Source organism: Bradyrhizobium cajani, assembly GCF_009759665.1.
Taxonomy (GTDB): Bacteria; Pseudomonadota; Alphaproteobacteria; order Rhizobiales; family Xanthobacteraceae; genus Bradyrhizobium; species Bradyrhizobium cajani.
Genome location: NZ_WQNE01000002.1, coordinates 423,496 through 440,824, shown reverse-complemented (window position 1 = coordinate 440,824; position 17,329 = coordinate 423,496). Strand labels below are relative to the sequence as shown.

The 17,329-nt window shown below is 65.7% G+C and carries 13 protein-coding genes; 10 read left to right on the top strand and 3 right to left on the bottom strand.

What is annotated here, in order from left to right; all coding sequences use genetic code 11:
* Nucleotides 1-151: 151 nt before the first annotated feature.
* From GPL20_RS04735 to GPL20_RS04715, 4 genes are all read left to right on the top strand, one after another.
* On the top strand, nt 152-3,457 hold the full coding sequence (locus GPL20_RS04735; RefSeq protein WP_157328127.1) for an acetyl-CoA carboxylase family protein: 3,306 nt from the start codon (nt 152-154) through the stop codon (nt 3,455-3,457).
* A gap of 250 nt (nt 3,458-3,707) precedes the next feature.
* Nucleotides 3,708-5,567: a sigma-54-dependent Fis family transcriptional regulator gene (locus GPL20_RS04725; protein WP_157328124.1), complete on the top strand. Its 1,860-nt coding sequence runs from the start codon at nt 3,708-3,710 to the stop codon at nt 5,565-5,567.
* Nucleotides 5,568-5,684: 117 nt separating this feature from the next.
* On the top strand, nt 5,685-6,572 hold the full coding sequence (locus GPL20_RS04720) for a LysR family transcriptional regulator (RefSeq protein ID WP_167532888.1): 888 nt from the start codon (nt 5,685-5,687) through the stop codon (nt 6,570-6,572).
* Between the two features lie 187 nt (nt 6,573-6,759).
* The gene (locus tag GPL20_RS04715) at nt 6,760-8,160 is read left to right on the top strand and encodes an FAD-binding protein (RefSeq protein WP_246250093.1); all 1,401 of its coding nucleotides are present in this window, start codon (nt 6,760-6,762) and stop codon (nt 8,158-8,160) included.
* A gap of 1 nt (nt 8,161) precedes the next feature.
* On the opposite strand, the gene GPL20_RS04710 is transcribed toward GPL20_RS04715, so the two are convergent.
* The gene (locus GPL20_RS04710) at nt 8,162-8,716 is read right to left on the bottom strand and encodes a flavin reductase family protein (protein ID WP_254125676.1); all 555 of its coding nucleotides are present in this window, start codon (nt 8,714-8,716) and stop codon (nt 8,162-8,164) included.
* A 58-nt stretch (nt 8,717-8,774) separates the two neighbouring features.
* Nucleotides 8,775-9,872, bottom strand: a complete 1,098-nt coding sequence (locus GPL20_RS04705; protein ID WP_157328250.1) for an LLM class flavin-dependent oxidoreductase — start codon at nt 9,870-9,872, stop codon at nt 8,775-8,777.
* Between the two features lie 236 nt (nt 9,873-10,108).
* On the opposite strand from GPL20_RS04705, the gene GPL20_RS04700 reads away from it, so the two are divergent.
* The 6 genes from GPL20_RS04700 to GPL20_RS04675 all read left to right on the top strand — a co-directional run bounded on the left by GPL20_RS04700 (nt 10,109) and on the right by GPL20_RS04675 (nt 16,920).
* Entirely contained in the window at nt 10,109-11,023 is a 915-nt protein-coding gene (locus tag GPL20_RS04700) for a 2-dehydro-3-deoxygalactonokinase (protein ID WP_157328120.1), read from the top strand.
* Between the two features lie 13 nt (nt 11,024-11,036).
* Nucleotides 11,037-11,669, top strand: a complete 633-nt coding sequence (locus GPL20_RS04695; RefSeq protein WP_157328118.1) for a 2-dehydro-3-deoxy-6-phosphogalactonate aldolase — start codon at nt 11,037-11,039, stop codon at nt 11,667-11,669.
* Between the two features lie 79 nt (nt 11,670-11,748).
* On the top strand, nt 11,749-13,485 hold the full coding sequence (gene poxB, locus GPL20_RS04690; RefSeq protein WP_157328116.1) for a ubiquinone-dependent pyruvate dehydrogenase: 1,737 nt from the start codon (nt 11,749-11,751) through the stop codon (nt 13,483-13,485).
* A 198-nt stretch (nt 13,486-13,683) separates the two neighbouring features.
* Nucleotides 13,684-14,913, top strand: coding sequence for a tyrosinase family protein (locus tag GPL20_RS04685; RefSeq protein WP_157328114.1), 1,230 nt, complete (start codon nt 13,684-13,686; stop codon nt 14,911-14,913).
* A 24-nt stretch (nt 14,914-14,937) separates the two neighbouring features.
* Nucleotides 14,938-15,753: a hypothetical protein gene (locus GPL20_RS04680; RefSeq protein ID WP_157328111.1), complete on the top strand. Its 816-nt coding sequence runs from the start codon at nt 14,938-14,940 to the stop codon at nt 15,751-15,753.
* Between the two features lie 6 nt (nt 15,754-15,759).
* Nucleotides 15,760-16,920, top strand: a complete 1,161-nt coding sequence (locus GPL20_RS04675) for an SCO family protein (RefSeq protein WP_157328109.1) — start codon at nt 15,760-15,762, stop codon at nt 16,918-16,920.
* 21 nt (nt 16,921-16,941) lie between these two features.
* Here GPL20_RS04675 and GPL20_RS04670 read toward each other — a convergent pair whose 3' ends face one another.
* A complete protein-coding gene (locus GPL20_RS04670) occupies nt 16,942-17,307 on the bottom strand; it encodes a hypothetical protein (RefSeq protein ID WP_167532887.1) in 366 nt (121 codons plus the stop codon).
* Between the last annotated feature and the right edge of the window lie 22 nt (nt 17,308-17,329).

The window sequence follows — 17,329 nt, the reverse complement described above, 5'->3', positions numbered from 1 at the left end:
TCACGGCTCGCGCGGCCGATCGAAATTCCGGCCCGCGGGAGTGGTCATCGCGACCGGCTTTCCCGCCCTTGACGGCTGCGGTTAAAGTGAAGAAGCAGGATCATCGAACCTGCCGACCCGCGCCTCTCCTCGCGGGCATGGAGACCGCTGCATGTCGTTCAAGAAGCTCCTGATCGCCAACCGCGGCGAGATCGCCATCCGCATCGCACGCGCGGCGGCCGATGCCGGCATCGCGACGGTGGCGATCCATCCGGCCGACGATGCGCTCTCGCTGCACGTGCGCGTTGCCGATGAGGCAGTCGAAATCCCCGGCCGCGGCGCGCGCGCTTATCTCGACATCGACGCGGTGGTAAAGGCTGCAAGCGCGGCTGGCTGCGATGCCGTGCATCCCGGCTATGGCTTCCTCAGCGAGAACGCCGCGTTCGCCAAAGCCTGCGCCGATGCCGGCATCGCCTTCGTCGGACCGAAGCCGGCCGCGCTCGAACTGTTCGGCGACAAGGTTGCGGCACGGCAACTGGCAAAACGCTGCGGCGTGCCGATCATCGCCGGTACCAGTGGGCCGTCCTCGCTGGAGGAAATCACCGGGTTCTTTGCGTCCCTCGGCAGCCATGCGGCGATCGTGATCAAGGCAATGGCCGGCGGCGGTGGCCGCGGCATGCGCGTGGTCGAGAACGCATCCGATCTCGCGGAGGCCTTTGCGCGCTGCCAGTCCGAAGCCAGGGCAGCGTTCGGCTTCGACGGCGTCTATGCCGAACGGCTGATCCGGCAGGCGCGCCACATCGAGGTGCAGATCATCGGCGACCGCCACGGCGGGATCTCCCATCTCTGGGAGCGCGAATGCACCATCCAGCGCCGGCACCAGAAGCTGATCGAGGTGGCGCCGAGCCCATCGCTCAGCGACGGCTTGCGCGGCCGTATCATCGAGGCGGCAAAGCAGCTCGCGACGGCTGCCGCTTACGACAATCTCGGCACCTTCGAGTTCCTGGTCGACGGCACTGCCGAGGACAGCTTTGCCTTCATCGAGGCCAATCCGCGGCTCCAGGTCGAGCACACCGTCACCGAAGAGGTGCTCGGCCTCGACCTCGTCCGTGCCCAGCTCGCGGTCGCTGCAGGAACCTCGCTGGCGTCGCTCGGCCTTGCGCAGGCTTCGATCCCGAAGCCGCGCGGCCATGCCATGCAGCTCCGCGTCAACATGGAGACGCTGGACGAGCTGGGGGCGACGCATCCGACCGGCGGCGTGCTCGCCGTGTTCGAGCCGCCGTCGGGGCCGGGCGTCCGCGTCGATAGCTTTGGCTATGCCGGCTACAAGACCAGCGCTGCCTTCGACTCGCTGCTGGCCAAGGTCATCGTGCATACGCCGGGTGAAGCCTGGCACGACGTGGTCGCGAAGGCCGCGCGCGCCCTGCGTGAGTTCCGGATCGACGGCGTGGTCACCAATATCGCCTTCCTCCAGGCGGTGCTGGCGCATCCCGATTTCAGGACCAACCGCATCGCGACCGATTTCATCGACTGCAACGTCGGCAAGCTCGTGGAGGCGGCTGATGGCGCAGCAAAGCCGCTCTACTTTGCTGCGACGGAGCGAAGCAGCGCTCACGGCACCGAGGCGCACGTCGCGCAAGTCGTGCCCGAAGGCGCGGTGATGGTCGCGGCGCCCTTGCAGGGAACCATCGTCACGATCCAGGTGCAGGAAGGCGAGATCGTACGCCCGGGACAGCAGCTCGCGGTGATCGAGTCCATGAAGATGGAGCACCTCGTCATGGCCGAGCAGGGCGGCCGCGTCATGAAGCTGGTCGCCGGCGACGGCGTCACGCTGATGCATGGCGAGCCGATCATGTATCTGGAGCCGCTCGACGTCGCGGCTGATAGCACGGCGGCGGAAACCGACATCGATCTCGATCACATTCGCCCCGATCTGGCCGAGCTGATCGCCCGCCAGGCCAACACGCTCGATGAAAACCGGCCGGCCTCGGTCGAGCGCCGCCGCAACACCAACCAGCGCACCGCACGCGAGAATGTCGCGCAGCTCGTCGACGAAGGCTCGTTCATGGAGTACGGCAGCCTCGCCATCGCCGCGCAGCGCCGCCGTCGCAAGCTCGACGATCTCATCAAGAACACGCCGGCCGACGGTCTCGTCATGGGGGTTGCCACCGTCAACGCCGAGAAGTTCGGGCCTGAAGGCGGCCGCTGTATCGTCGTGGCCTATGACTACACCGTGCTCGCGGGCACGCAGGGCCACATGAACCACAAGAAGATCGACCGCATGCTGACGCTGGCGGAAGACTGGCGCGTGCCGCTGGTGTTCTACGCCGAAGGCGGCGGCGGCCGGCCCGGCGACACCGACCGGCTCGGCATGACCGGCCTCGACGGCCCGTCTTTCGTGCAGTTCGCAAGGCTCTCCGGCCTCGTGCCGGTGATCGGCGTCGTCTCCGGCTATTGCTTCGCGGGCAACGCCGCGATGCTCGGCTGCTGCGACGTCATCATTGCCACCAGGAACGCCTCGATCGGCATGGGCGGCCCGGCCATGATCGAAGGCGGCGGGCTCGGTGTCTATCACCCGGCCGAGGTCGGCCCGGTCTCGTTCCAGTCGCCGAACGGCGTCGTCGACATCCTGGTCGAGGACGAGGAGGAGGCGACACGCGTCGCGCAGAAATACCTGTCCTATTTCCAGGGCGCGGTGACGGAGTGGCAGGCCGCCGACCAGCGCCTGCTCCGTCGCGCGATCCCCGAGAACCGCCTGCGCGTTTACGACATCCGCAGCGTGATCGACCTCGTCGCGGACAAGGATTCCGTGCTGGAGCTGCGTCGCGACTACGGCGTCGGCATGATCACTGCGCTGATCCGCATCGAGGGCAAGCCGTTCGGACTGATCGCCAACAATCCGCGCCATCTCGGCGGCGCGATCGATGCCGATGCCGGCGACAAGGCCGCGCGCTTCCTCCAGCTCTGCGACGCCTTCGATCTGCCGATCGTCTCGCTCTGCGACACGCCCGGCTTCATGGTTGGCCCCGAAGCCGAGAAGACCGCGATCGTGCGCCACGTCTCGCGCATGTTCGTGACCGGCGCCAGCCTCACCGTGCCGTTGTTCGGCATCGTGCTGCGCAAGGGTTATGGGCTGGGGGCGCAGTCGATGATCGGCGGCGGCTTCCATGCGTCCTTCTTCACGGCGGCCTGGCCGACTGGCGAGTTCGGCGGCATGGGCCTCGAAGGCTACGTCCGCCTCGGCTTCCGCAAGGAGATGGAGGCGATCGCCGACCCCGAAGAGCGCGAGACCTATTACCGCAACAAGGTCGCCGAGCTCTACGCCAACGGCAAGGCGGTCTCGATCGCCTCGGTGTTCGAGATCGACAACGTCGTCGACCCCGCCGAGACACGCCGCTGGATCATGGCGGGCCTGCGCTCGGTGCCGAAGCCGCCCGCGAGAACGGGGAAGAAGCGGCCGTGCATCGATACGTGGTGAGGGCGGTGCAGCAATCTTGATTGGGTCCTGGCCGTCGCTTCAGCCGTCATTCCGGGACGATGCGAAGCATCGAACCCGGAATCTCGAGATTCTCAGGTGCGCAATGGCGCACCGTAGTTCGGCTCTTCGAGCCGCCCCGGAATGACGATAGAGAGAGGTGGCGGCGCCACTCGGCGTTCCCGGTTCCCGATTGACATCCCCGCCTGCGGTGCCAGACTTTGCGCAATAATACAGGGTGGAGACGTCCGCGATGGCCAGCCTTTCGGCCTCGAACCATGTCGCCCGTGTCTTGTCCGTCGCCAACCACGTGGCCGACGTCGACGCCTCTTCGCGGATCGCCAATTCCTGGCGGCGCTGCCTGGTCAGTCACAAGCTCGATCCCGCCCGCCGGGGTCCGCCGCAGACCCTCACCGAAGCCGAGGTCCGTCACGTCGCCGAGCCGATGGAAGAGACCATCCGCCTGCTCACGCCCGAGCTCGACGATCTCGCCCGCGTGCTGCGCGACGCCGGCTATTGCGTCAATCTCGCCGATGTCAACGCGACCATGCTGCTCAGCCGGTTGCCGGGCGAGGCCGACACCGAGATCTTCCTGCGCTGGAAGGTTTACACCGGCTCGAACTTTTCGGAGGCCTTCGAGGGCACCAACGGGCTCGGCACCTGCCTTGCGGAGCAGAAACCGATCCTGGTCCATCGCGACGAGCATTTTCGCGAGCAGTGGGGCATCTTCTCCTGCGCGGTGACGCCCTTGTTCGACGAAGCCGGTCGCATTGCAGGCGCCGTCAACATCACGTCCTGTCGTGACGACCTCAGCCGCGCCGCGCACCAGCTCGCGCTCGCGGTGACGATGGAGGCGACGCGGCGGATGGAAGGCGCGATCTTCCGCGGCCATTTCCGCAACGCCTGGATCGCGACCGTGCCGGATAACGGCGGCAGCGGCCTGCTCGCCTATGATGACGACCACCGCATCGTCGGCGCCTGCCGTTCGGCCCGCGCACTGCTGGGCCTCACCGACGGCCTGATCGCATCCGGCATCGACCTGTCGCGCTACATCAGGTTCGACCATCGCGCCGCACGCGGCGCGGACGAGATCGTCGAGCTGCGCCGCGCCGATGGCAGGCCGTTGGGCCAGGGCCAGATCGCGCCGCCGCAGCGTGCGCGCCCGCTCACTCAGCGCCGCGATGCGCCTGTCGACCGCTTCGATGCGCTGCACAGGCTCGCTGGACGCGACCCCGGCCTGATCAGGAGCGTGAAGCGGCTCAGAAGCATCGGCGATCACAATCTGCCGGTGCTGCTGCATGGCGAGACCGGCGTCGGCAAGGACGTGTTCGCGCGCGCCATTCATGCGGCGAGCAGTCGCGCGCGCAATCATTACGTCGCGCTGAATTGCGCGGCGATGCCGGAGAGCCTGATCGATGCCGAACTGTTCGGCTACGAGGCCGGCGCCTTCACCGGCGCGCGGCGCGACGGCTCAAAGGGCCTGATCGTGCAGGCCGACGGCGGCACGCTGTTCCTCGACGAGATCGGCGACATGCCGATCGCGCTGCAGACGCGCCTGTTGCGCGTGCTGGAGAACCGCGAGGTCTGGCCCCTCGGCGCGCTCAAGCCGGTACCGGTCGACATCCGCCTGATCAGCGCCACCCATCGCGATCTCGGTCGCCTGGCCGAGGAGGGAGGCTTCCGCGCCGACCTCTATTTCCGTCTGCGTGGCATGGAGGTGCATTTGCCGGCGTTACGCGAGCGCGCCGACCGCGACGACGTCATCCGCCAGATCGCGCGCGAGGAGGCGCCGAACTGCCGTCTCTCGGACAGTGCCTGGTCGCAGCTCGCGGCCTATCCGTTCCCCGGCAACATGCGCCAGCTCCGCCACGTGCTGCGGCTCGCCGGCTGCACGGCGGAGAATGGCATCATCGCCGACGCTGACCTCGACTTGCCGCCATTCCGCGGGCGGAGAGCAGAGCCCGATCTCGCCGCAGCCGAACGCGCGACGATCGTCGACGCCCTGCGCAAGCATGGCGGCCGCGTCGCGGAGGCCGCGCGCACGCTAAAGCTCAGCCGGGCCACGCTGTATCGGAAGATCAAGGTGCTGAAGGTCGACACGGGCCCGTCCTAGTTCCGCGGCTCGGGTTTTGCCGAAAGATCTCCGGAATCCTCGTGCAGCTTGCGTGAGCGGGTGCCGGGCACCCGCGTGACCATGCATTTCACCACAACGAGGCAAGGAGAGGATTCGATGGAGGAGATCGAAGTCTTTCTGGCTGTCATCGAAGCCGGCAGCCAGACCGCGGCCGCGCGGCAACTGGGACGGTCGCTCCAGTCCGTCAACCGGGTCCTCGCCGCGCTGGAGCGCAGCGTCGGTGTCGAACTGGTGCGACGAACCACCCGGCAATCGGTGGCGACCGAAGCGGGACTGGCGTTCTATCGTCGCGTCAAGCCGGCCTACGCCGAGATCAACGAGGCGCGGCTGGAAGCGGCCAATCGGCGCGTCGAGCCATCCGGTCTCTTGCGCATTGCCGCGCCCGTCCTGTTCGGATCGACGCACGTCGTGCCAGCCATCGCCGCATTCATGGCGCGCTATCCGCGGATCGAGGCGGATCTCCATGTGTCCGATCGGCCGATCGACGTCGTCGGGGATGGTTTCGACCTCGCCGTCCGGATCAGGGAGTTGCCGGACTCGTCGCTGAAGGTCCGGCGGCTCGGCGAGTTGCGCACGGTCGTGTACGGCGCGCCCGGCTATTTCGCGCGCCATGGCCGTCCACGGCATCCCGACGATCTGGCCGATCATCAATGCATCGTGCGCGAGACCGGCCGGGGCAACACGGACATGTGGCGGTTCCAGCTTGGCGGCGAGGTGAAGACGGTGCAGGTGAACGGCCGCTTTCGAGCCGATCATACTACGGCCCTGCATGCCGCGGCCTGTCATGGCATCGGCGTCGGCTACGGTCCGTTCTGGCAGATCCGTGACCTCATCTATCACGGAGCGCTCGAGATCGTGCTGGAAGATTTCGAGGCGCCCCGGATGCCGGTGCACGCCGTGTTTCCGCCGAGCGCGATACCGCCTGCCAAGACGCGTCTCTTCGTGGACCTGCTGGCGGAGAAGCTGAAGCACGAGCGACTTTGACATCGACGCCGATGACGCCATTTCCGCGGGCGCGTTGGGGAACGCGTCATTCTACCGGATAGCGGGAGTGTCTATCCCGCAGCGCGCCGGTTGTCCCGGCCAGCGGTCGATCGCAGCTTGAAGCGCGGGGGCACATCCGCTCAGCGCCGCAAAGGACTGCATCATGACTCCTGATCGACGTACACTCTTGCATGCGGGCGTCAGCGTCACCGCGACGCTGGCCTCCGCCAGCTTTGCCGGACCGCCGACGGGCGCGGGCGACCTGCGGCCATCCAAGGTCCTGCTTGCGGATGATGCGGAATCCTGCGCGGCGGCCGCACGCGATTTCGGTCAGATCATTTCCAGGCGGCCACGGGCTGTCTGCAAGCCCGCAACGAGCGGCGAGGTCGCCGAGATCCTGCGCTGGGCCAGGCAACAAGGGCTGAAGGTTGCGGCACGCGGGCAGGGCCACGCGACCTACGGCCGGGCCATGGCCGAAGATGGCATCGTACTGGATCTCGGCGCGCTGACGACGATCCATCGCATCGAGCCCGACCGTGTCGTCGTCGACGCCGGAGCGACCTGGCACACGGTGCTCGACGCAACCCTGGCCAGAGGGCTCGCCCCGCCGGTTCTGACCAACTATCTTGGCCTCTCCGTCGGCGGCACGCTCGCCGTCGGCGGGATCGGCGGGTCGTCGTCCCGCCACGGCCTCCAGTCCGACCAGGTTCTGGAGCTCGACATCGTCACCGGCGAAGGCGTGGAGCTGACCTGCTCGCCAACCTCGTACGCCGAACTCTTCGATGCCGTTCGGGCCGGTCTTGCGCAATGCGCGATCATCACCAGAGCGACGCTTGCGCTCATGCGCGCACCCGAACGTGTTCGGCGCTATCTGCTGTCTTATCCCGATCTTGCTTCATTGAGCGCCGATCAGCGGCGCGTCCTGGCCGAGTCGCGCTTCGATCAGTTGCAGGGGGCTGTCGTGCCCGACGGTACCGGCGGCTGGCGTTATCAGTTGGAAGCGGGGGTCTTCTACGACGGCAGCACGTTGCCCGACGAAAAGGTTCTGTTTGCGGGCCTTACCGACAAGCGCGAGACCGTCTCCGACCTGACCTTTGGCGACGACGCCAACGCATTCGCCAAGCTCGAAAAGCTCTTGCGATCGAACGGACAATGGTTCAATCCGCATCCATGGCTTTTGACCTATCTGCCCGGCAGCAATGCGCTTGAGATTGCAAGCGAGGTCATCGCCGGGCTGAACGGCGATGACCTCGGTCCGCTCGGACGGATCACCTACTACCCGATGTTCACGGACCGGTGCCGCACGCCTCTGCTTCGGCTGCCCGACGAACGCATCGTGTTCCCGTTCAATCTCATCCGCATCCCTGCGGTGGCGGACAAGGCGAATGCGGAGCGGCAAGTCGCGCAGAATCGCGCCATTTACGATCGCATTCGGGCCGCAGGCGGGATGCTGTACCCGGTGAGCGCGCTTGCCATGTCATCACAGGATTGGGCGGACCATTTCGGCCCGAGATGGCCGCTGCTGCGCGAAGCCAGACGCCGTCATGACCCGGGCGGCATCCTCACGCCCGGATATGATCTGTTCTAGATCACGAAAAATCCGTCCAGCTCAGATGCCGCGCATCGAGGTCGCCGAGCGCGACCGCCTCGCGCATCTCCTGCGGGGTATGGAAGTTGCTGCGCAGATAGACGAGCGGCGCGACGGAAGCCAGATGCGACACGCCGCGCACTTCGCCGACGAAGATCGAATGCGTTTTCGTCTCGAACTCCTGCGCCAGCACGCAGTCGAAGGCGGCAGCTGCATCGATCAATACCGGCGCGCCGGTCACACCGCTTGTCCACTGGCCGAAGGCAAAACGGTCGTCGCCGTTGACGCCCTTCTGGCCGCTGAAGGTCAGCGCGAGCAGCGCGTGATCCTCATGCAGGAAGTTGATCGCGAACGCGCCTTCCTCGCGGATGCGCGCATGCGCGCTGGCGTTGCGGTTGACGCAGACGATCAGCGACGGCGGATTGTCCGACAGCGAGCAGGCCGACGTCACCGTGAGCCCCGTGCGCTTGCCGTGCTCGGCGCCGACCGTCACCAGCGCCACTGCGCCAGCGCATTGGCGCATCGCCTGCTTGAAATCCTTTGCGTCGACGCTCACGCGGACATCTCCGTAACGGTAGCGGGTGCGGCACGATCGCGCCGCACCCGCCCGGGGGTCAAGCCGCCTTCTTTGCGGAGCCGAGATGCTTCAGGCGCGGCATCACCTCGTTGCTGAGCAGCGAGAGCGAGTGGCGCCAGGCCTCGGCCTTGTGCTTGTAGTCGAAGCCGAACACCAGCAGCACGCCGAAGCCGCCGACCTCGTCGTAGATCTTCTCGATCTTCTCGGCGACGGTCGAGGGCGAGCCGACGATCCAGTTCCGCTTGGCGCAATATTCCACGGTGACGTCGCTGTCGGGGACGTCGGGTGCGTGCTTCAGATAGTCCTTGAAGCCGAAATGGCCGAGCAGCGGCAGAAAGTATTCGTGCATCATCCGGCCCATCATGTCGCCGGTCGAGAGCTTCCAGGCCTCTTCGTCGGTGTCGGCGACGAACACTTCGCGCACCAGCCGCCAGTCCTGCCGGTTCGGTTTGCGGCCGGTCTTGGCGGCGCCGATCTCGACCGAGTCCCAATGGCTGGAGACATAGGCCGGGTTGAGGTTGAGGCTCATCGGAATGAAGCCGCGCTCGCCCGCGAGCTTCAGCGTGTCCGAGTTCTTCGACAGCCCGGCGACGCCGATCGGCGGATGCGGCGCCTGGAGCGGCTTGATGTGGGGTTTCAGGAAATCGAACATCGTGTCCGGCTTGGTCACCGTCCAGAACTTGCCCTTGTGGGTGAACGGGGCCGGCTCGGTCCAGAGCTTGAGAATGATCTCCAGCGCCTCGCGGGTCATGTCGCGGTTCTGCCCGCTCATGCCGTCGACGTTGAACATCGCCCAGTCGCTCGGCAGGCCGCTGGCCGCGACGCCGAAATTGAGCCGGCCCTCGGAGAGATGGTCGAGCATGGCGACGCGATTGGCGAGCTCGGCCGGGTGGTGATAGGGCAGCAGGAAGCCGCCCGGCCCGATGCGCAGCCGCTTGGTCTGCATCAGCGCCTGGGCGATCAAAAGGTCCGGGGTGGGATTGGGTTCCCAGGGCGCCGTGTGGTGCTCGCCGACCCAGGCCTCCTGGTAGCCGAGCTCGTCGAGCCAGCGCATGACCTGCAAGTCCCAGTCGTTCCCTTCCTTCAACCCGCACTCCGGCGGATGCGAAGGCATCGTGAAATAGCCGATCTCCATGGGTTTCCTCATCTGATGTTGACGCGTCTTGTTGCGCGGTTCACGGACGTGAGTGGGGATGCTTCAGCAAACGATGCGCTAGCAGCAAGCGGTGTGCCAGCGCGAGCGGCGCCTCAGACCCGCGAGAAAAGGCTGGTTTGCGGCGGCAATTGCCGATATCCCGGGGCGGATTTGCAGGGCGCCGTCTCATTGTCGCGAGACGGTGTCTTGGCTGTGAGACGAGGATACCCGTCAAGATGACTGAACCCGCCTATGTCGCGGTGGATTGGGGCACCAGCAGCTTCCGCCTCTGGCTGATCGACCGCGCCGGCCAGATCCTGGCCGAGCGCCGCAGTGGCGAGGGCATGCTGGTTGCGGCCAGGGCCGGGTTCGCGACCGTGCTGCAATCGCACCTTGCTGCGGTCGAGGCTCCGGATCATCTGCCGGTTCTCGTCTGTGGCATGGCCGGCGCCAAGACCGGCTGGGTCGAAGCCGGCTATGTCGACACACCGGCGCCGTTATCGGCGATCCTGAAACAGGCTGCGCTTGTGCCCGAGCAGGCGCGCGACATCCGTATCCTGCCGGGCATCGCGCAACGCGACCAAAGAGCGCCGGACGTGATGCGCGGCGAGGAGACGCAATTGCTCGGCGCGATCGGCCTCGATGCCACCGGCGAAGCGGTGGTCTGCATGCCCGGCACGCATTCGAAATGGGTGCGGGTGAAGGATGGGGCGGTCGAGCACTTTTCCACCTTCATGACCGGCGAGCTCTTCAGCGCGGTCTCGCGCGAGACGATCCTGTCGCTCGCGGTCGCCGGCGCTGACGACGCCGAGGATGTTGCGAGCTTCCAGACGGCGGTGAAAGCCGCCTACGAAGCGCCGGCCTTCGCCGCCAATCTCCTGTTCGGCGCGCGGTCGCGGCAGCTGCTGTTCGGCGGCACGCCAGCCGCGGCGCGCGAAACGCTGTCGGGCACGTTGATCGGCATCGAGCTGGCGGCAGGACTCTCCGGCGCGGTGCCGAAAGCGGGCATCATGCTGATCGCATCGGGACGGCTGGCGATGCTGTATCGGCTCGCCTTCGACGCGCTGGCGGTCACCGTGAAGCCGATCGATGCCGATGAAGCGGTTCGCCGCGGCCTGTCGATGGCGGCTGCGGCGATCTGGACGAAATAGAAGGAGTCTCTGGATGAGCGTTCCCTTTCCGTCGATGAAGCGGCCCCTGGTCGCGATCCTGCGTGGTGTGAAGCCCGAGGAAGCCGAGGCCATCGTCGGCGAGCTGATCGCGGCCGGCATGACCGCGATCGAGATTCCCTTGAACTCGCCCGATCCGTTCCGCTCGATCGGGGCCGCCGTGAAGCTGGCTCCGGCCGGCGTGCTGATCGGCGCTGGCACGGTGCTGACGGCGGCAGACGTCGACCGTCTCAATGATGTCGGCGGCAAGCTCATGGTCTCGCCGAATGTCGACACAGCGGTGCTGGCGCGTGCGCATCAGCACGGCATGGTGACGATGCCCGGCGTGTTCTCACCGACCGAAGCGCTGCTTGCGGCGCGTTCCGGTGCGTCGAGCCTGAAGTTCTTTCCGGCGAGTGTGCTCGGTGCGTCCGGCATTGCCGCGATCCGCGCCGTACTGCCGGCCGGCGTGATGATCGCCGCCGTCGGCGGCGTTTCCGACCAGAATTTTGCGGAATACATCAAGGGCGGCGTGACGGCGTTCGGGCTCGGTTCCAGCCTCTACAAGCCGGGCATGACGGCGGCAGATGTTGCCGCTCGTGCAAAGGCGACGATCGCAGCCTACGATCGGGCGATTGCGAAAGACTGAGCCGCAATAAACAAGCCGTGATGCCGTCATTGTCGCGCGTTATCCTAGCTTGCTGCACCAGCGAGATGAGGGGGCCGACATGGCGATCAACAACATAGCCGATCTGTTCGTGGCAACGCTCGAACAGGCCGGCGTCAAGCGCATCTATGGCATCGTCGGCGACAGTCTGAACGGTTTCACCGAGGCGCTGCGGCGCCGCGGCACCATCGAATGGATCCATGTCCGGCACGAGGAGGTTGCGGCGTTCGCCGCGGCCGGCGAAGCCGAGATGACCGGGAGTCTCGCGGTGTGCGCCGGCTCGTGCGGTCCCGGCAATCTGCATCTGATCAACGGCCTGTTCGACGCGCATCGCAGCCGTGTTCCCGTGCTGGCAATCGCGGCGCAGATCCCCTCGGCCGAAATCGGCGGCGGTTATTTCCAGGAAACCCATCCGCAAAACCTGTTTCGCGAATGCAGCCATTATTGTGAGCTGATCTCGGATGCGAGCCAGCTGCCTTACGTGCTGGAAAACGCCATCCGCGCGGCGGTGGGCCTGCGTGGCGTCGCCGTGGTCGCCATGCCCGGCGACGTCGCCTTCCGCAGTCCGCCGAAGCGCGCGATCTCGACGTCGCGCGGGCTCGCGCTGGCGGCGCCGAAGGTGGTGCCGCAAGCCGATGAGGTGCAGGCCCTCGCCGACCTCCTCAACGGTGCCGAACGCATCACACTGTTCTGCGGCCGCGGCTGCGCCGGCGCGCACGCGCCGCTGATGCAGCTTGCCGAGACCCTGAAGAGCCCGATCGTGCATGCGCTCGGCGGCAAGGAGCATGTCGAATACGAGAATCCCTACGACGTCGGCATGACCGGCTTCATCGGCTTCTCCTCGGGTTATGCCGCCATGCACGCCTGCGACGCGCTGGTGATGCTCGGCACGGATTTTCCGTACAAGCAGTTCTTCCCGACCGACTGCCAGGTTGCGCAGATCGACATCCGCCCGGAAAATCTGGGACGGCGGTGCAGGATCGATCTCGGCCTCGTCGGCGACGTCAAGCTGACGATCGAGGCGCTGCTGCCGCTGCTGAAGACCAAGACCCAGCGCAAGCATCTCGACGATGCGATCGCGCACTACAAGAAGGCCCGCGAAGGTCTGGATTCACTCGCCAGGGGCACGCCCGGCAGCAAGCCGATCCATCCGCAATATCTGGCGAAAATCATCAGCGACCATGCGTCCGACGATGCCGTCTTCACCGCCGATGTCGGCACGCCGACGGTGTGGGCCGCGCGCTATCTCGACATGAACGGCCGCCGCCGGCTGATCGGCTCCTTCGTGCACGGCTCGATGGCCAACGCCATGCCGCAGGCGATCGGCGCGCAGGCCGCCCAGCCCGGCCGTCAGGTGATCTCGCTGTCGGGCGACGGCGGGTTCACGATGCTGATGGGCGATCTGATCACGTTGACGCAGATGAAGCTGCCGGTGAAGGTGGTCGTCTTCAACAACGGCGTGCTCGGGTTCGTCGCGCTGGAGATGAAGGCCGCAGGATTCGTCGACACCAATGTCGATCTCGAAAACCCGGACTTCGCGGCGATGGCGCGCGCGATGGGCATCTTCGCGAGGCGCGTCGAGGATCCCGGCGAGCTCCCCGGCGTGATGCAGGAGATGCTCGCCCACGACGGGCCGGCGCTGCTCGACGTCGTCACCGCCAAGCAGGAATTGTCGATGCCGCCGACCATCACGCCGGAGCAGATCAAGGGCTTCAGCCTCTGGGTCCTGCGCGCCGTGATGAACGGCCGCGGCGACGAGGTGCTCGATCTCGCGAAGACGAATCTCTTGCCGCGCTAAGGCGAGCCCTCGCCAACTTTCGTCGGCCCCGCTCTGCCCTCGGAAAGCAGCCCTGGAGTCGGTACGGCCTCTCGGTCTCAACCCGAGAGCTGACCTGTGCCGATTGAGCGTATTGCCATTTGCGCAGTCTGGTTGTAATCTTAATCATTGCTCGCAGAGAATGCCGTTTAGGCCGTCCAGACTTGGGAGGGCATAATTATGGACGTCGAACTGCAGATTAATAACAGCATCGCTCCCGAGGCACGGTTTGTTACATGGTCGCCTTCTCCGTGCCGGATTCGTGTGACCAATCCTTCTGGCGCGAACACGCCAACCGTTAGTGTGAAGATCACCGGTGTATCGGCGGCAAACGGGGGCGCGGTCAGATTCCGCAGCGGCCCGACCGGAGCGTTCGCAAGCACTCTCACGCTGACCGTTCCGACAAGCGGGGCGACCGTTCCGTTCTTCACGGCCGGGACATTTGGCCAGCCGAGCACCAGCAACGGCGACGTCAAGATCGAGGCGCGTGTGGGAAACACGCTGGTCGGATCCGTCGGGTTGATGGTGCGCATCCGCAAGAACGCCTCCAAGCTCACCAACGCCGAGCGCGATCGATTCATCGCGGCGTTCGCCAAGCTCAACAATCAGGGGCTCGGGCGCTACTCGGATTTCAACAACATGCACAAGGTTCCAAACCTGTCGCAGGCGCACGCCGCGCCGGGCTTTCTGCCCTGGCATCGCGCCTATTTGCTCGATCTGGAGCGCGAGCTTCAGGCGCTCGATCCGAGCGTGGCGCTGCCCTACTGGCGCTTCGATCAACCCGCGCCGAATGTTTTCACGCGCGACTTTCTAGGCGAGTCCGACGCGAACGGGACCGTGAAATTCCGCAACGGCAACCCGCTGGAATTCTGGAAGACGGACAGCACTCCGGGGATTAGCCGCACGCCCGACTTTCCGGTCTCGCAGGCGCCCCCCAATCCGATGAAGGAGGCGCAAACGCTGGCGCTGGGCACTCAGTTCCGGACGTTCCGGAGCATGGAAGGTGACCCGCACGGGCTCGCACATACGAGCTTCGGCGGCTTCATCCACGACCCGCCGACGGCGGCGAAAGACCCGCTGTTCTTCCTGCTTCACTGCAACGTCGATCGGCTGTGGGCGAAATGGCAACGTCAGAACGGCCGTTTCGACCCGGCAGCCACGTCGTCATTTGACGACAGGCCGGGCAGCCGGCCGGGCCACAGACTGAACGACACCATGTGGCCCTGGAACGGCATCACCAGTGCCACCGACCCCACCCGTCCTCCGACGGCTCCCGGCGGGTCCCTGGCGACTTCGCTCTGCGTCGGAGCACCGGGCCTGCAGCCGCGTGTCCGAGACTGCATTGACTATCTCGGCACCGTCAATGCCGGGTCCAACATGGGATTCGGCTATGACGACGTCCAGATCTAGCGCGCTCTGGCATCGGGAGATGAGATGATGGCAACGAAACGGAAAGTTGCAAAGAAGCTCGAGCCCCGAAAGCGAAAAGCCGGCGCGCCGCCCTCCGTCCAGGTGGCGGAGAACACCGACGATGTGCGGCGCCTGTTGAAACTCCTGCGCAACATCGGCAAGCCGATCGGAGTGCGGATGGCGGCGCTGCAATCGCTTGGTGCGGCGGCGTTCAGCGTCGCCAACTTCGAATCAGTGAATGCGGACTACATTGCGGCCCTGCGGGACGTCTCGACAGATTCTCACGAGCAGCTGCGGCGGCGCGCCCTCGGCATCCTCATGCGCAACAAGGACGGGTTTGCACAGAAGAAGCTCCTGAACGGCCTGAAGGATCCCGCCAAGGCGCTGCTTCCGCCGGAGAAGGCGCTTCAGCTTCTCGGCAATGATGTGCACGCGGAAGCCTACGCGGCCGCACGAGCGATCGTGAAGAAGCCGCCGAACAAGGAGGCGAAGCGCGAGGCGTTGCGTCTGCTCGCGGCCGACGCCAGATCGGCGCCGCTGTTCGAGAAGGTGCTCCGCGACAAGAAGGAGTTGCGCGAGAACCGGCAGCTCGCAGCCTCCGCATTGCATTCGTTGAACCCGGAAAAGCTGCAACAGCAGGCGCTCAAGATACTGAAGGACAAAAAAGACTACTCGGACATCAAGGCCACCAGCTTGACTGCGCTGGAACAATTCGGCGATGACGCCGCGCTTGGCAAGGACAAGGTCCTGATGCAGAGCGTCACGCGCTTCGGGGCAGCCAAGGCCCCGGCGAAGTACAAGCAGACCGCGCGCCGCTTCCTCAGCAAGTACGGCCGGTAAAGTAAGATGGTGATCTTCGGCAACGCAACGCGCGCGGTGTCGGAGGACGACTTCGCCGGACTGGTCGACTCGCTTGCGGCCGATCCGGTCGGCAGCGCGCAGCTCTCGGATTTGCTGCGCGAGGAACATCCGGTCTACAGCGGGCGAGGGGCGGCAACTGTCGTCCGCATGCGCGGCTGGATACTGCTGGCGCTCGCGCGCGCCGGGCTCTCCGATCAGGCGCTGATCTTCGTGCTCGAAGAGCTGGACACGGGTATCGATGCTTACCTGGTCGCTGCGGCCGCCCGGGCGTTGCGTTCCTATTCAAAACCGAATGAGAGTTTTGCGCCGTTCGTCGCGCGTGCTCTCAACCAGGTTCGATACCACGACGAACCGGTGTCGTTCGAAAGCTACGGCGAGTACGCCACGTCATCCAGCGGCACGAGCGCGGTATCCGAATTGCTGGCAACCCTGGCCTGGCTTGGTCCGAACGCGCGGGCGATTCTGCCCCAGCTCGAGCGCTGGCGCGTTGAGCCGGGGCTGCCACGGAAGCTTCGCCTCGACCTCGACAGGGTTCTGCAGGCCATCAGCGCGACCGCCGGCGGCACTCCATCATGTTGCGGTGGCTTGCCCAAAGGCGGCAACGTCTCGATCCGTACGTCGACCGCTCGCCGGGAGTTCGAATCGATCGATTCCATCGTGATGCAGGATCAGGACGGAAAATTGCTGAAGTTCGTCGACTTCTTCCGTGGCAGCCCGTCGATTGTGGTTTTCTTCTATACGCGATGCGACAATCCGTTGAAGTGCTCGCTCACGGTCGCGAAGCTTGCGCGTGTCCAGGCATTGCTCGACGCGCAAGGCCTCGCGACGCGCATCCGCACGGCCGCGATCACGTACGATCCGGAGTTCGATCGGCCCGAACGGCTGCGCGTCTACGGCAAGGACCGCGCGGTCCGCATGGATGAAGATCATCGGATATTACGGGCGATCGAGGGCAATGATGCGCTGCGCGCGCATTTCCAGCTCGGCGTCAATTTCGTCGAATCGCTGGTGAACCGTCACCGCATCGAGCTTTACATCCTGGACGCCGCGGGACGGGTCGCGGTTTCCTTTGAGCGTCTGCACTGGGATGAGGATCAGGTGGTGATCCGCGCCGTCGAGACGTTGAAGAAAGAGCAGGGTGGCTGAGCCGGGGCGTCCGCTTTTACGCTAGCCGCGCTTCACTGACGGCACGGGCAGCCGCTCGTGGCGGCGCTGGAAGCGCTGCCAGTGCAGCACGATCCCGATCAGCAGGGCCGGCACGAAGCCGAGAGCGATCAGGAAATGCGGCAGCTCCTTCGGCGATATGAAGGCAATCGCGATGTCCGAGATCAGCCAGAGCGCTGCGAACATCACCGCGAAATCCGTGCGCGGGCAGCGCAGGTAATAGAACACGGCGGTGATGACGATGGCGGGCCCGATCGCGATGGCGATCATCATCGCCGTCAGCTCCTTCGGCGTCAGCGCGTCGAGCACCATCGAGGCCAGCAGCCAGAGTGCGGCGAACATGGCGACGATGTCGAGCGGATGCCGCAACCCAATACCTCTCGCGGAGAAC